Source organism: Pseudomonas sp. R11F, from assembly GCF_050312575.1.
Taxonomy (GTDB): domain Bacteria; phylum Pseudomonadota; class Gammaproteobacteria; order Pseudomonadales; family Pseudomonadaceae; genus Aquipseudomonas; species Aquipseudomonas palleroniana.
In genome coordinates, this window is record NZ_JBNPJU010000061.1 from 1 (window position 1) to 14298 (window position 14298).

Below are 14298 nucleotides of genomic sequence, written 5' to 3' on the forward strand. Positions count from 1 at the left end.
TGTCCCCTTCGTCTAGTGGCCTAGGACACCGCCCTTTCACGGCGGTAACAGGGGTTCGAGTCCCCTAGGGGACGCCACGATTACCCGCTCTGCGGGATTTTAAAGGGTCATTCAATTATTGAATGGCCCTTTTGTTTGTCTGGCGTTCAGCCAACTCTCTCCTTTATTTCAATCTTCTCTTCTGACCAGCGGTCATGCCTGTCGCTTGCGCAATATTATTATGGTAATAATATTCAACCCATGAGAGAGGGAGGCAACGATGAGTGATAAAAAAGCGCAAACCCGCGAACGCATTCTGCAAGCTGCCAGCGCTGCATTGATCCAGCGTGGCCCTGCCGAGCCTAGTGTGGGTGAAGTCATGGGCGCCGCCGGGCTTACGGTTGGCGGTTTCTATGCGCACTTTGAAAGCAAGGACGCGCTGATGCTGGAGGCATTCACCCAGTTATTGGCGAGGCGGCGTGCATCGATTGACGATATGGATGCGCAGCTCACGGGTGAGGAGCGCAGAAGTCTGGTGGCGGCGTTTTATCTGTCGCGCAAACACCGCGACTCCACCGCCCAGGCGTGCCCCATACCGGCGACCGTCGGTGAGATGAGCCGCCTGCCGGACGAATTTCGCCATGCCCTGAATGAGCACGTGGAGCTGATGGCCGCGCAGCTGGCCGCCAGTCCTGAAGACACCGACAAAGCCCTGGCTGACATGGCGTTGATGATCGGTGGCCTGGCCTTGGCGCGTGCCCTGGGCCCGGGCGAGCTGTCTGACCGTGTGTTACGCGCAGCCAAGTCGGCGGTGCGCTAAATAAGGAGAGGAGTTCCAACATGGGCGCACTGACCTGGGTTCGTGGCTTCAACCGCACTGTCGGCCGCTTGGCGCCGCATACGGTGGCAAGCAAGATGCGTCGCATCTTCATGACCCCGCGTGACCTGCCTGCGCGTGATTGGGAACTGCCGCTGCTGGCCGAATCTGAGCGCATTACTTTGCGTTTCGGCCTGTCTGCGCTGCGATGGGGGCAAGGGCCCGCCGTTTTGCTGATGCACGGCTGGGAAGGGCGCCCCACGCAGTTCGCCAGCTTGATCACGGCGTTGGTGCGCGAGGGGTATTCGGTCATCGCGCTGGAAGGGCCTGCCCACGGACGTTCGCCGGGGCGTGAAGCGCATGTGTTGCTGTTTGCCCGCGCCATGCTGGAAGCCGCAGCCGAATTGCCACCGCTGCATGCGGTGATCGGCCATTCCATGGGCGGCGCCAGTGCCATGCTGGCTGTTCAATTGGGCCTGCGGACCGAGGCGTTGGTCAGTATCGCTGCGCCGTCGCGTTTCCTGGATGTGCTGCGCGGGTTCGCCGGCATGGTCGGTTTGCCGCCACGGGCGCGTTCAGCCTTTATCCAGGAGGTCGAATGGGCCTTCGGCATGCCGCTCAAGCACCTGGATGTCGCTCACTACCAAATGAATATGCCCGGTCTGATCGTGCATGCCGAAGACGATACGTTCGTGCCGGTCAGGGCTTCTCAGGCCATCCACGAGGCGTGGTTCGACAGCCGGCTGTTGCGCCTGGAAAGTGGGGGGCACCAGAAAGTGCTGGCCGATCCCCGAGTGATCGACGGCGTACTGAGCCTGCTCGCCGGTTGTCATCTACAGGCACGGCAAACCGCCTGATACACTGCTCCCGCCGACATTAATCGACTGGAGCAAGGCATGGGCTGGGATTTGGCAACGCCGTTTATCATCGATCTGCAGGTTGCCCCTGAGGACATTGATGGCCTGGGGCACGCCAATAATGCGGTGTATGTGTCCTGGTTGGAACGTTGCGCCTGGCGTCATTCCCAGCGTCTGGGGCTGGACCTCACCGAGTACCGCCGCCTGGACCGTGCCATGGCCGTGGTCCGCCATGAGATCGATTACCTGGCGGCGGGTTATGAAGGTGACGAGCTTCAACTGGCCACCTGGATCGTCGATTGGGACCAGCGCCTGAAAATGACCCGTCGTTTCCAACTGGTGCGCCCCCGCGACGGCGTGACGCTGCTGCGTGCGCAAACCACCTTTGTCTGTATCGAGCTGTCCAGCGGCAAGCCCAAACGCATGCCCGTCGAGTTTCTTGAAGGTTATGGCCCCGCCCTGACAGGGGGTTAACGGTTGCCGCAGGAAACCCAGTAAACTGCGCGACGATTTTTGTTGAGTGTTTCCCATGCAAATTGCTTTGGCGCCCATGGAGGGGTTGGTCGACAACATCCTGCGGGACGTATTGACCCGCGTGGGCGGTATTGATTGGTGCGTGACCGAGTTCATCCGCGTTAACGACCGCCTGCTCACGCCTGCCTATTTCCATAAACTTGCCCCGGAACTGCTGCACGGTGCCCACACCGCGGCCGGTGTGCCGTTGCGCGTGCAATTGCTTGGCTCCGACCCGGTCTGCCTGGCGGAAAACGCTGCCCTTGCCTGCGAACTGGGCTCCGAGGTGATCGACCTGAACTTCGGCTGCCCGGCCAAGACCGTCAACAAGTCCCGTGGCGGCGCGGTGCTGCTCAAGGAACCGGAGCTGCTCAACCAGATCGTCGAACACGTACGCCGTGCGGTTCCGGCACATATCCCGGTCACCGCCAAGATGCGCCTGGGCTTCGACAGCCCGGACGGCGCGCTGGTCTGCGCCACGGCCCTGGCCGAAGGTGGCGCGGCGCATATCGTGGTGCATGCGCGCACCAAGACCGACGGTTACAAGCCACCGGCCCACTGGGAATGGATCCCGCGAGTACAGGACGTGGTCAAGGTGCCGGTGTTCGCCAACGGCGATATCTGGAGCGTGGAAGACTGGCGGCGTTGTCGCGAAGTCAGTGGCGCCGAGGACATCATGCTCGGCCGCGGCCTGGTAGCACGCCCAGACTTGGCACGGCAGATCGCCGCCGCGCGGGCCGGCGAAGAAGTCGTGGAAATGACCTGGGCGCAGATGCAGCCCATGCTCCAGGACTTCTGGAGCCAATCGGTGGCGCAACTGACCGAGCGTCAGGCGCCAGGCCGTTTGAAGCAGTGGCTGGCAATGTTGACGCGCAATTATCCGCAAGCGGTGGAACTATTCACCGCGATGCGTCGCGAGACGGAGCTGGTGGCGATCAGCCGGTTGTTGGGCATGCCGCATCCTGCCGCGGCCGCGTAACGCACAGACACCTCTAGCAAGGGCGCCATTGGCGCCCTTTTTTATGGTGAAACGTAACTGTTGGAACCGAACAGCGCGTCACTCCACGAACATCAGGGCATACACCTCAGGAATCTGGCCCATGAATGCTTCAAGCCTAAACCCCGCTGTTTCTTCAGCCCATCCTCAATTGATGTCCTGCACTGGGCCGGCTGCCGGGAAGACGCAGCCTGTCGTGAATACCTTCAAAGTCGCCGAGCGGCGGTTTGGTGAGCACTTCGACGGCAGCACCCACGCCGCCGTGATCCAGCTGATGATGGCGACACTGGGCCCCACGCCTGCCGATATGTTTGGGCAAGTGACGCCTTCGGGTAAGGGCTATGACGTCACGATGAAGGATGAATTCAAGGTTCATGTCACGCAGGATGAACTGAGGCAGGCAGCGCAGGCATCCAGGTTCAGCGGCGACGACAGTGAGGCGGTCAGGACGGCCAACTTCGCATTGGCGGTGTTTGTGAAGCGCAAGCAGCAAATCGGCGATTACCCCGTTTTTGAGGCTGCGCTGACCAAGACACTCCAGGGCGAAACCACCCTGCGATGCTTGCAGGGCATGGGCGTATATGGCCTGTCCCAGTCTGTACCGCCGAGCGAAATGATGGGCGAGGGGGTAGTGGCAGTGATGGGCACCCGACAGTTCGGCAGTGCGCTGGTGGTGAGCGGGGTGGGGTACGACCACGGTCGCCCGTGCCAGGTGGGAAATCGTTATGGGTACAGGTTGTTTGCCGACAAACCCCGCACGGCCGAGGCAGTGGATAAGGTGTTGGCGGGCCAGAAACCGAAAGATGTGTGGAGCGGCTTCTTCCAGGGGGCGCCGGGTAATTGCGTGACGGTGTCGGCGATCAAGGCTGCAATGATGCGGTTCGGACAAAGCCCCCAAACTATTTTCCGACAGGTCACTGCCATTCCTGGGGGGTATGAAGTGGTCATGCGCGATAGTTTCAGCCTGCGGCTCACCCATGAAGAGATCAACCAAGCCAGGGCCGCCTCAGGGCTGGCCGGTAGTGACCAGCGTCTGCTCGACGACGCCAACTTCCTGTACGCCGTAAGTGCCAAGCGTGCGCAGTTGAAGAACAACGATTTCCGTGCCGGCCAGAGCTATGCAGCCGCCTTGGAGACGCTCAACGATGGCGAATTTCCCGGGCAGGCCCTGCGCCGACTGGGGCTGTTTGGTTATCTACGGGAAAGTGATGTGAGTGAATTGGCCAAAGGCGCCATCGGCACACTGGCGGACGGTCACCATTCGGTGGTCGTCATTGACGGTGTGCTCGACTTTTACGGACAAAAATACGACCTGGCTTCGTCCGAATGGATGAACACGGGGTTCCGTGCGTTGAAGCTGGTTTGACAGGCGCCGGGCTCATTCCAGCAACCGCCGGAACTCGTCGATCGGCAACGGCCGGCTATGCAGATACCCTTGGAACACGTGACACCCCAGCAGTTGCAGGAATGCCAGCTGTTCCGGGGTTTCCACGCCTTCGGCAATCACCTTCAGGTTCAGGCTGCGCGCCATGGCCACAATGGCGCGGATGATTTCCGCATCGTTGGGGTCATGGGTTGCGTCGCGCACAAAGGATTGATCGATCTTCAGCGTATCCACCGGCAAGCGTTTGAGGTAAGTCAGCGATGAATAGCCGGTGCCAAAGTCGTCCATCGCAAAACTGATCCCGAGTTTTTTCAGGCGACGCATCTTGGCGACGGTGTCGTCCAGGTTCTGGATCACGATGCCTTCCGTGATTTCCAGCTTCAGCAGGCTGTAGGGCAGTTGGTGCTGCCTGAGGCTGTACTCAACCTGCTCAACGAAGTCGTTCTGGCGAAACTGTCGAGGGCTGATGTTGACGCACAGGCTGAAGTTAAGCGGGTCGATCAGGCGCTCGGCAATCAACTGCGCAAAGGCGGCGCACGCCTCATCGAGAATCCAGGTGCCGACCTCCAGGATCAGGCCGCTGTCCTCCAGCACCTTGATAAATTCGCTGGGAGACTGTGCGCCCAGTTGTGGATGCTGCCAGCGTACCAGGGCTTCAGCGCCGACAAGCACATTGCCCCGTGCATCCACTTGGGGTTGGTAATGCATGCTGAACTCGCCGCGTGACAGCGCCAGGCGCAGGTCAGTCTCCATGCGCTGGCGTTCACTGGCGGTTTTTTGCATGCTGTTATGGAACATCTGGGTGGTATTGCGCCCCGAATCCTTGGCCCGATACAGGGCAATGTCGGCGCGCTTGAGCAGGTCGGCCGGCGTGGAGCCGTGATCGGGAATCAGCGCCACGCCGATGCTCGGCGTGACCTGCAAGCGGTGGCCATCGAGGAACATCGGCTCCGAAAGCAATTCGCGCAAGGTATCGGCCAGCTCCTGTACCTGAGCGCTAACCTCCATTCGCGTGCCGTCCAGGCCACTGAGCAGCACCACGAACTCATCGCCGCCCAGGCGCGCCACCGTATCCTCCATGCGCACGCTGGCTTCCAGGCGCGCCGTGACGATTTTCAACACGGTGTCGCCCACAGGGTGGCCGAGGGAGTCGTTGATGTGCTTGAAGTGATCAAGGTCCAGGAACAGCAAGGCGCCCCGCAAGTTATGGCGCTTGAGCAGGGCGATCTGCTGGCTCAGGCGATCCATCAACAGTGCGCGATTGGGCAGGTTGGTCAGCGGGTCGTGATAGGCCAGGTGACGAATCTGTGCCTGGGCGTTTTTCAGCAGGCTCACGTCCCGGGCCGTCAACAGCAGGCACGGGGTTTCATTCAGGGTGATGGGCTCGACCGAGACTTCCACGGCCAGTAAATCGCCACGCTTGTTGTGCCAGAGCATTTCCAGGTGATGAATACGGCCTTTGATCTGCAGCTCGGCCAGCAACGCCGTGCGCTGGTTTTCGTCGGCCCAGATGCCGATCTGGTACAGCGTCAAACCAATGGCTTCTTCGGCGCGGTAACCGGTCAGACGGCAGAAACCATCGTTGACCTCGACGTAGCGGCCGGTATCGCGCTCGGTGATGGAAATGGCGTCAGGGCTGGAGTGAAAGGCTTTGGCGAACTTCTCTTCACTGGCCTTGAGGGCGGCTTCCGAGCGTTGCTGCTGGGTGATGTCGCGCAGGGTGGTGACGATGCAGGGTTGGTCGCCGACTGTGATCAGCCGGCTGGAAATCATGCAGGTCAGGCTTTGGCCATCTTTGTGGTGGACCACGATGGCTACATTGTTTAACGACTGTTCGCGGATCACCTGTTCGATGCGTTGCAAGCGCTTGCTGGAGTCGTCCCACAGGCCGATCTGTTCGGCGCTTCTGTCGATCACCTCGGCAGCGGTCCAGCCAAAGGTCTGGGTAAAGGCCGGGTTGATTTCGATAAAGGCGCCGCTGTCCAGGTAAGTGACACAGATCGGGTCGGGGCTGGCCTGGAACAGGCTGGCAAACTTTTCTTCGGAGGCCGTCAGGCGTTGTTCGCGTTCCACCTGATCGGTGATGTCGAGCAAGGTGCCGGCCATGCGCAGGGGCTTGCCGGCTTCATCGCGATAGAGACGGGCGCGGCTTTCCAGGTAGCGCGGGCTGCCGTCCTCCATCAGCACGCGATAGGTCATCTGGTAGTTGCCTTCCGGACCTTCGCGCAAGCTGCGGTAGGCGTTGCGCATGCCCTCGCGGTCTTCATCGGTCATCCCTTCAAAAAACGCGTCGAAAGACTCGTGAAAAGGCTTGGGCGGCAGGCCGTGCAGTTGGGCGGCGCGGGCCGAACCGTAGAGCATGCCGCTGGGGATGTGCCAGTCCCAGGTGCCCAGTTGTGCCGAGTCCAGCGCCAGGTCAAGGCGTTCCTGGCTGTCCTTGAGCGCTTGTTCGGCGTTTTTGCGTTCGGTGGTGTCCAGAAAGGTGCTGATCAGGTAGGCCTGGCCCTCCAGCTCGACCTTTTGCGCGCTGAGGGTGCCGTCATGGATCTGCCCGTTGCTGGCGCAGAACTGCACTTCCATGGTGATCTGTTCACCTTTGCGCTGGGTAGCCTTGACCAGCGTTTCACGTTGTTCCGGGTCACGCCACAGGCCCAGTTCCAGGGTGGTGCGGCCGATGGCATCGGCTACCGGCCAGCCGAACAGCATTTCGAAATACTGGTTGGCCTCGCTGATCAGCCCGTCGGCCTGGCGGGTCAACAAGACCATGTTGGGGCACAGGTGAAACAGCGTGGCGAAACGTTTTTCGGAATGGCTCAGGGCGGTTTCCCGCTCGCGCTGTTGGGTGATTTCGCGGATCACCCCGATCATTCGGCGTCGGCCGGTTTTGTCCGGGGCCAGGCTGCCGCTGATTTCCAGCCAGTGCAGGCTGCCGTCCGGCCACTGGATACGGTGATGCATGGCCTGCTCGAATGGCTCGCCCGCCACCACGGCATGGAAGGCCCGTATCACCCGGGTGCGATCGGACGGTGCAAGCAGGTCCAGGTAATCCAGGTCCTGGGGCAGCGGTTGCCTGGGGTCAAAGCCGAACAGCGCCTGGGTGCCCCGCGACCAACTGATGCGGCCGGTGTCGATCTCCCAGCACCACGCACCCAGCCGCGCCGCGTTGAGCGCTGCCAGCAGTTGGGGCGCACTGTCCCAGCTTTGCTCGGCGTCCTTGGGGTCCAAGGCGTAGATGCGGGGCAGGGGTGGCACGGAATCGACGGGGTTGCGCATTATTCGAGGGCCTTGGCTCAATGGGCGTTCGGCGCGGTTTGGTTCAGGCCTTGAGGCCGCACGGTTTCATGCCGGTATCCCTGGCAGATCGACCTGTGCATCCAATAGGCTCATGAAAGCCCGCGCAGCGTTCGACAGCGTCCTTTCGGTGTGCACGATATAGCCTAGCTGGCGACTGAGCTGTATGCCCGGTAAAGCGATACTTGCCACCTGATCATCCAGCATAGTCCGTGGCAGCACGCTCCAGGCCAAGCCGATGGAGACCATCATCTTGATAGTTTCCAGGTAGTTAGTGCTCATCGCGATGTTCGGCGTCAGGCCCTGGGCCTCGAACAGACGGCTGACGATATGGTGGGTGAAGGTATTGCCGCCGGGAAAGACGGCCGGGTGGCGGGCGATGTCGGCCAGGTTGACGCTGCCGTTACTGATGAGGCTGTGCTCCGGCGCCACCACAAAATCCAGCGGGTCATCCCACACCGGCGTGGCCTTGACCACGTGGTGCGGGTCGGGCGCCAGGGTGATCACCGCCACTTCGGCACGCCCATGCAGGATTTCTTCGTAGGCCACTTCTGAATCGAGAAACTGGATATCCAGCGCGACATTGGGATATTCACGGGTGAACGTGCGCAGGATCGGCGGCAAACGGTGCAGGCCAATATGATGGCTGGTGGCCAGGGTCAGCCGTCCGCTCACCTCGCCGGTCAGGTTGGTGAGGGCGCGACGCGTATCATCCAGTACGTTGAGAATCTGATAAGCGCGCGGCAGCAAGGCCCGCCCGGCTTCGGTCAAACCCACTTCGCGGCCCAGGCGATCGAACAGGCGCACCTTCAATTGTTGTTCCAGCCCGGCGATACGTTTGCTGATGGCCGGTTGCGTCAGGTGCAGGCGTTCACCGGCGCCGGAGAAACTGCCGGTTTCGGCGATGGCAATAAAGGCATTGAGGTTGGCCAAGTCCATTTATGTATTCCAGTTGGTAATCCAAAGCATAAAAAATATGAATTTGAGTTATTTAATGTAGCGCCATACCATCAGCCTCACAAGCCAAAGGGTTATTGAATGTCTCAAGACCCGGGGCATAGAAAGACCGCTGATGAGGACCGACTGATGGCCGGCAAAACGCTTTACGACAAGCTTTGGGATTCCCATGAAGTGAAACGGCGCGACGATGGCTCGTCGCTGATCTATATCGACCGTCACATCATCCATGAAGTGACCTCGCCCCAAGCGTTCGAAGGCCTGCGACTGGCCGGGCGCAAGCCTTGGCGCGTCGATTCCATCATTGCCACCCCGGATCACAACGTGCCGACCACCCCTGAGCGCAAGGGCGGTATCGACGCTATTGCCGACCAGGTCTCGCGTTTGCAGGTGCAGACCCTCGACGACTATTGCGACGAATATGGCATCACCGAATTCAAGATGAATGACGTGCGTCAAGGCATCGTGCATGTGATCGGCCCGGAGCAGGGTGCCACCTTGCCCGGCATGACTGTGGTCTGCGGCGACTCCCACACCTCCACCCACGGCGCCTTCGGCGCTCTGGCCCATGGCATCGGCACTTCCGAGGTGGAGCATGTGTTCGCCACCCAGTGCCTGGTCGCCAAGAAAATGAAGAACATGCTGGTGCGGGTCGAAGGCAAGCTGCCGTTCGGCGTGACCGCCAAGGACATCGTACTGGCCGTGATCGGCAAGATCGGCACCGCCGGCGGTAACGGCCATGCCATCGAATTCGCCGGCAGCGCCATTCGTGATCTGTCCATCGAAGGCCGCATGACCATCTGCAACATGTCCATCGAAGCCGGTGCCCGCGTGGGCATGGTGGCAGCGGACGAAAAGACCGTTGAATACGTAAAAGGCCGTCCATTCGCTCCGCAAGGTGCCGATTGGGATGCCGCTGTCGAAGCCTGGAAAGACCTGGTCTCCGACGCCGATGCGGTGTTCGACACCGTGGTTGAGCTCGACGCGGCCCAGATCAAGCCGCAAGTCAGCTGGGGTACCTCGCCGGAAATGGTGCTGGCCGTCGACCAGAACGTGCCGGACCCGGCCAAGGAAACCGACCTGGTCAAGCGTGGCTCCATCGAGCGCGCGTTGAAGTACATGGGCTTGCAGGCCAACCAGGCGATCACCGATATCCAGTTGGACCGTGTGTTCATTGGCTCCTGCACCAATTCGCGGATCGAAGACCTGCGTGCTGCGGCCGTGATCGCCAAGGGCCGCAAAGTGGCCTCGACCATCAAGCAGGCCATCGTGGTGCCGGGCTCGGGCCTGGTCAAAGCGCAAGCCGAGGCGGAAGGCCTGGACAAGATTTTCCTCGAAGCCGGTTTTGAATGGCGTGAGCCGGGGTGCTCCATGTGCCTGGCGATGAACCCGGACCGCCTGGAGTCGGGCGAGCATTGCGCGTCGACCTCCAACCGTAACTTCGAAGGGCGTCAGGGTGCCGGTGGGCGTACCCACCTGGTCAGCCCGGCCATGGCTGCTGCGGCCGCCGTCAACGGTCGTTTCATCGACGTTCGCGAATTGATCTGAGGAATACCCGATGCGTGCTTTTACCCAACACACCGGCCTTGTCGCCCCTTTGGATCGTGCCAACGTCGACACCGACCAGATCATCCCCAAGCAGTTCTTGAAGTCGATCAAGCGTACCGGCTTCGGCCCCAACCTGTTCGACGAGTGGCGCTACCTGGACGTGGGCTACGCCTACCAGGACAACTCCAAGCGCCCGCTGAACAAGGATTTCGTGCTCAACGCCCAGCGCTACCAAGGCGCCAGCGTGTTGTTGGCCCGGGAAAACTTCGGTTGCGGCTCCAGCCGTGAACACGCGCCTTGGGCCCTGGAAGAATACGGCTTTCGCAGCATCATCGCGCCGAGTTACGCCGACATCTTCTTCAACAACAGCTTCAAGAACGGCCTGTTGCCGATCATCTTGAGCGATGCCGAAGTGGATGAGCTGTTCAAGCAGGTGGAGGCCGAGGAGGGCTACCAACTGACCGTTGACCTGGCCGCGCAAACCGTGACCCGTCCGGATGGCAAGGTTTACCACTTCGAAGTCGACGCCTTCCGCAAGCATTGCCTGCTTAACGGCCTGGATGACATCGGCCTGACCTTGCAGGACGGCGACGCGATTGCAGCGTTTGAGGCCAGGCACCGGGCCAGCCAGCCTTGGTTGTTTCGCGACGCGTAAACCGCTGTAGGCAGGACCGCCGCCATCGGGAGCAAGCCCCCTCCCACATTTTGAAGGTGTTCACAAAACAAAATGTGGGAGGGGGCTTGCTCCCGATGAGGCCAGAACCAACACCCCAAGGTCCATTGAGGAACCCCCCATGACCACCACCGCCCACACCCAAGTCGTGCAAAAACAATTCGGCGAGCAAGCCTCGGCCTACCTGAGCAGTGCCGTGCACGCCCAAGGCACCGAGTTCGCGCTGCTGCAGGCCGAACTGGCCGGGCAGGGCAGTGCACGCCTGCTGGACCTGGGGTGTGGCGCCGGTCATGTGAGCTTCAACGTGGCGCCGCTGGTCCAGGAAGTGGTGGCCTACGACCTGTCCCAGCCGATGCTCGAGGTGGTCGCCGCCGCTGCGAAAGACCGGGGCCTGGCCAATATCCGTACCGTACACGGCGCCGCTGAACGCTTGCCGTTTGCCGACGGCGAGTTCGACTTCGTGTTCAGTCGTTACTCGGCGCACCACTGGAGCGACCTGGGCCTGGCCCTGCGTGAAGTGCGTCGGGTGCTCAAGCCGGGCGGCGTGGCGGCGTTTGTCGACGTCTTGTCACCGGGCAGCCCGCTGTTGGACACTTACCTGCAAACCGTCGAAGTGCTGCGCGACACCAGCCACGTGCGCGATTACTCCGCCGCCGAATGGATGCGCCAGCTCAGCGAAGCCGGTTTGCATGTACGCAACAGCAGTCGCCAGCGCCTGCAACTGGAATACACCTCCTGGGTCGAGCGCATGCGCACGCCGCAGGCCTTGCGCGCCGCGATCCTTGAGCTGCAACAGGCGATGGGCCAGGAAGTGCGCGATTACTTCGAAATTCAAGCCGACGGCACCTTCAGCACCGATGTGCTGGTGGTGTGGGCCGAACGCTGATCAATTTTCCCCGACCTGCCTGCGGGCGGGTCGCTTGATGAAATGAGGAACCCATGAGCAAGCAGATTCTGATTCTCCCTGGCGACGGTATTGGTCCGGAAATCATGGCCGAAGCGGTCAAGGTTCTGGAACTGGCCAACACCAAGTACAGCCTGGACTTCGAATTGAGCCACGACGTGATCGGCGGTGCCGCCATCGACAAGCACGGCGTGCCGCTGGCTGACGAGACCCTGGAGCGTGCTCGCGCTGCCGACGCCGTGTTGCTCGGCGCCGTCGGTGGCCCGAAGTGGGACAAGATCGAGCGTGACATCCGCCCTGAGCGCGGCCTGCTGAAAATCCGCGCGCAACTGGGCCTGTTCGGCAACCTGCGCCCGGCGATCCTCTACCCACAACTGGCCGATGCGTCGAGCCTGAAGCCGGAAGTGGTATCGGGCCTGGATATCCTGATCGTGCGTGAGCTGACTGGCGGTATCTACTTTGGCTCGCCACGCGGCGTGCGCGAACTGGACAATGGTGAGCGCCAGGCCTACGACACGCTGCCGTACAGCGAGAGCGAAATCCGCCGTATCGCCCGCGTCGGCTTCGACATGGCCCGCGTGCGCGGCAAGAAGGTCTGCTCGGTGGACAAGGCCAACGTCCTGGCGTCCAGCCAGCTGTGGCGTGAGATCGTCGAAGAAGTGGCCAAGGACTACCCGGATGTCGAGCTGAGCCACATGTACGTCGACAACGCCGCCATGCAGCTGGTGCGCGCACCCAAGCAGTTCGACGTGATCGTCACTGACAACCTGTTCGGCGACATCCTGTCCGACCAGGCGTCGATGCTCACCGGCTCCATCGGCATGCTGCCCTCGGCATCCCTGGACACCCACAACAAGGGCATGTACGAGCCGTGCCACGGTTCGGCGCCGGACATCGCGGGCCAGGGCATTGCCAACCCGCTGGCAACCATTTTGTCGGTGTCGATGATGCTGCGTTACAGCTTCAACCTGGCGGATGCGGCAGACGCAATCGAGAAAGCCGTGAGCCTGGTGCTGGATCAGGGCTTGCGTACCGGCGACATCTGGTCGCAGGGTTGCACCAAGGTCGGCACGCAAGAAATGGGCGACGCAGTAGTCGCCGCGCTGCGGAATCTGTAATCTCTCGGGCCCACTTGCAGTTGTTGCTGCAAGGCGGCCCACTTTTTAACAAGGTGTAGTTGCGATGAAACGTGTAGGTCTGATCGGTTGGCGCGGTATGGTCGGTTCCGTGCTCATGCAGCGGATGCTGGAAGAGCAGGATTTCGATCTTATTGAGCCGGTGTTTTTCACCACGTCGAACGTGGGTGGCCAAGGGCCGTCCGTGGGCAAGGATATTGCCCCGCTCAAGGACGCCTACAGCATTGAAGAGCTGAAGACCCTCGACGTGATTTTGACCTGCCAAGGCGGCGACTACACCAGTGAAGTCTTCCCCAAGCTGCGCGAAGCCGGCTGGCAGGGTTACTGGATCGACGCCGCGTCGAGCCTGCGCATGCAGGACGACGCCGTGATCATCCTGGATCCGGTGAACCGCAAGGTCATCGACCAGCAGTTGGATGCCGGCACCAAGAACTACGTCGGTGGCAACTGCACCGTCAGCCTGATGCTGATGGGCCTGGGTGGCTTGTTCGAAGCGGGCCTGGTCGAGTGGATGAGCGCCATGACCTATCAGGCGGCCTCCGGTGCCGGCGCGCAGAACATGCGTGAACTGATCAAGCAGATGGGCGCCACCCACGCTGCGGTCGCCGATCAACTGGCAGACCCTGCCAGTGCGATTCTCGACATTGACCGTCGCGTCGCCGAAGCCATGCGCAGCGATGCCTACCCGACCGAGAATTTCGGCGTGCCGCTGGCCGGTAGCCTGATCCCGTGGATCGACAAGGAACTGCCGAACGGCCAGAGCCGTGAAGAGTGGAAGGCCCAGGCCGAAACCAACAAGATCCTGGGTCGCTTCAAGAGCCCGATCCCGGTGGATGGCATCTGCGTGCGCATCGGCGCCATGCGTTGCCACAGCCAGGCGCTGACCATCAAGCTGAACAAAGACGTGCCGATCGCGGATATCGAAGCGCTGATCAGCCAGCACAACCCATGGGTCAAGCTGGTGCCGAACAACCGCGATATCAGCATGCAGGAGCTGAGCCCGACCAAAGTGACCGGCACCCTGAATGTACCGGTGGGGCGTCTGCGCAAGCTGAACATGGGCAGCCAGTTCCTTGGTGCGTTCACCGTCGGCGACCAACTGCTGTGGGGCGCGGCCGAACCGCTGCGTCGCATGCTGCGGATCCTGTTGGAGCGTTGATCGTTTGCTGCTGTTGAAGAACCCCGCGCTGGCGACAGTCGCGGGGTTTTTTATGGTTCTTGCGGGCCTTATCGGGAGCGAGC

Annotated in this window: 12 protein-coding genes and 1 tRNA gene; 11 read left to right on the forward strand and 2 right to left on the reverse strand. The window is 61.4% G+C overall.

Annotated features, from left to right (window positions below):
* The first annotated feature begins 1 nt into the window (after position 1).
* The 6 genes from ACQRBV_RS17110 (at position 2) to ACQRBV_RS17135 (ending at position 4529) form a co-directional block, all read left to right on the forward strand.
* Positions 2-77: transfer RNA gene (locus ACQRBV_RS17110), tRNA-Glu, on the forward strand.
* Positions 78-259: 182 nt separating this feature from the next.
* The gene (locus ACQRBV_RS17115) at positions 260-799 is read left to right on the forward strand and encodes a TetR/AcrR family transcriptional regulator (RefSeq protein WP_060755797.1); all 540 of its coding nucleotides are present in this window, start codon (positions 260-262) and stop codon (positions 797-799) included.
* A 20-nt stretch (positions 800-819) separates the two neighbouring features.
* The gene (locus ACQRBV_RS17120; RefSeq protein ID WP_411984988.1) at positions 820-1653 is read left to right on the forward strand and encodes an alpha/beta fold hydrolase; all 834 of its coding nucleotides are present in this window, start codon (positions 820-822) and stop codon (positions 1651-1653) included.
* Between the two features lie 39 nt (positions 1654-1692).
* Positions 1693-2127: an acyl-CoA thioesterase gene (locus ACQRBV_RS17125; RefSeq protein ID WP_060755795.1), complete on the forward strand. Its 435-nt coding sequence runs from the start codon at positions 1693-1695 to the stop codon at positions 2125-2127.
* Between the two features lie 55 nt (positions 2128-2182).
* Positions 2183-3145 carry a tRNA dihydrouridine synthase gene (locus tag ACQRBV_RS17130; protein WP_060755794.1) on the forward strand — a complete coding sequence of 321 codons (963 nt, stop codon included), beginning with the start codon at positions 2183-2185 and terminating at the stop codon, positions 3143-3145.
* Between the two features lie 214 nt (positions 3146-3359).
* A complete protein-coding gene (locus tag ACQRBV_RS17135) occupies positions 3360-4529 on the forward strand; it encodes a hypothetical protein (RefSeq protein ID WP_411984989.1) in 1170 nt (389 codons plus the stop codon).
* 12 nt (positions 4530-4541) lie between these two features.
* Here ACQRBV_RS17135 and ACQRBV_RS17140 read toward each other — a convergent pair whose 3' ends face one another.
* Both ACQRBV_RS17140 and ACQRBV_RS17145 read right to left on the reverse strand, forming a co-directional pair.
* Positions 4542-7820 (reverse strand): EAL domain-containing protein, encoded by a 3279-nt coding sequence (locus tag ACQRBV_RS17140; RefSeq protein ID WP_411984990.1) that lies wholly within the window; start codon positions 7818-7820, stop codon positions 4542-4544.
* 66 nt (positions 7821-7886) lie between these two features.
* The gene (locus ACQRBV_RS17145) at positions 7887-8777 is read right to left on the reverse strand and encodes a LysR family transcriptional regulator (RefSeq protein WP_104994330.1); all 891 of its coding nucleotides are present in this window, start codon (positions 8775-8777) and stop codon (positions 7887-7889) included.
* 147 nt (positions 8778-8924) lie between these two features.
* Between ACQRBV_RS17145 and leuC the strand changes: the two genes are divergently transcribed.
* The 5 genes from leuC to asd all read left to right on the forward strand — a co-directional run bounded on the left by leuC (position 8925) and on the right by asd (position 14215).
* Positions 8925-10343, forward strand: coding sequence for a 3-isopropylmalate dehydratase large subunit (gene leuC / locus ACQRBV_RS17150; RefSeq protein ID WP_060755790.1), 1419 nt, complete (start codon positions 8925-8927; stop codon positions 10341-10343).
* Between the two features lie 10 nt (positions 10344-10353).
* The gene (gene leuD, locus ACQRBV_RS17155; protein WP_060755789.1) at positions 10354-10998 is read left to right on the forward strand and encodes a 3-isopropylmalate dehydratase small subunit; all 645 of its coding nucleotides are present in this window, start codon (positions 10354-10356) and stop codon (positions 10996-10998) included.
* A gap of 139 nt (positions 10999-11137) precedes the next feature.
* Entirely contained in the window at positions 11138-11902 is a 765-nt protein-coding gene (locus tag ACQRBV_RS17160) for a class I SAM-dependent methyltransferase (protein WP_411984991.1), read from the forward strand.
* 53 nt (positions 11903-11955) lie between these two features.
* On the forward strand, positions 11956-13038 hold the full coding sequence (gene leuB, locus ACQRBV_RS17165; protein ID WP_411984992.1) for a 3-isopropylmalate dehydrogenase: 1083 nt from the start codon (positions 11956-11958) through the stop codon (positions 13036-13038).
* Between the two features lie 64 nt (positions 13039-13102).
* On the forward strand, positions 13103-14215 hold the full coding sequence (gene asd, locus ACQRBV_RS17170; RefSeq protein WP_025856452.1) for an aspartate-semialdehyde dehydrogenase: 1113 nt from the start codon (positions 13103-13105) through the stop codon (positions 14213-14215).
* Positions 14216-14298 lie beyond the last annotated feature (83 nt).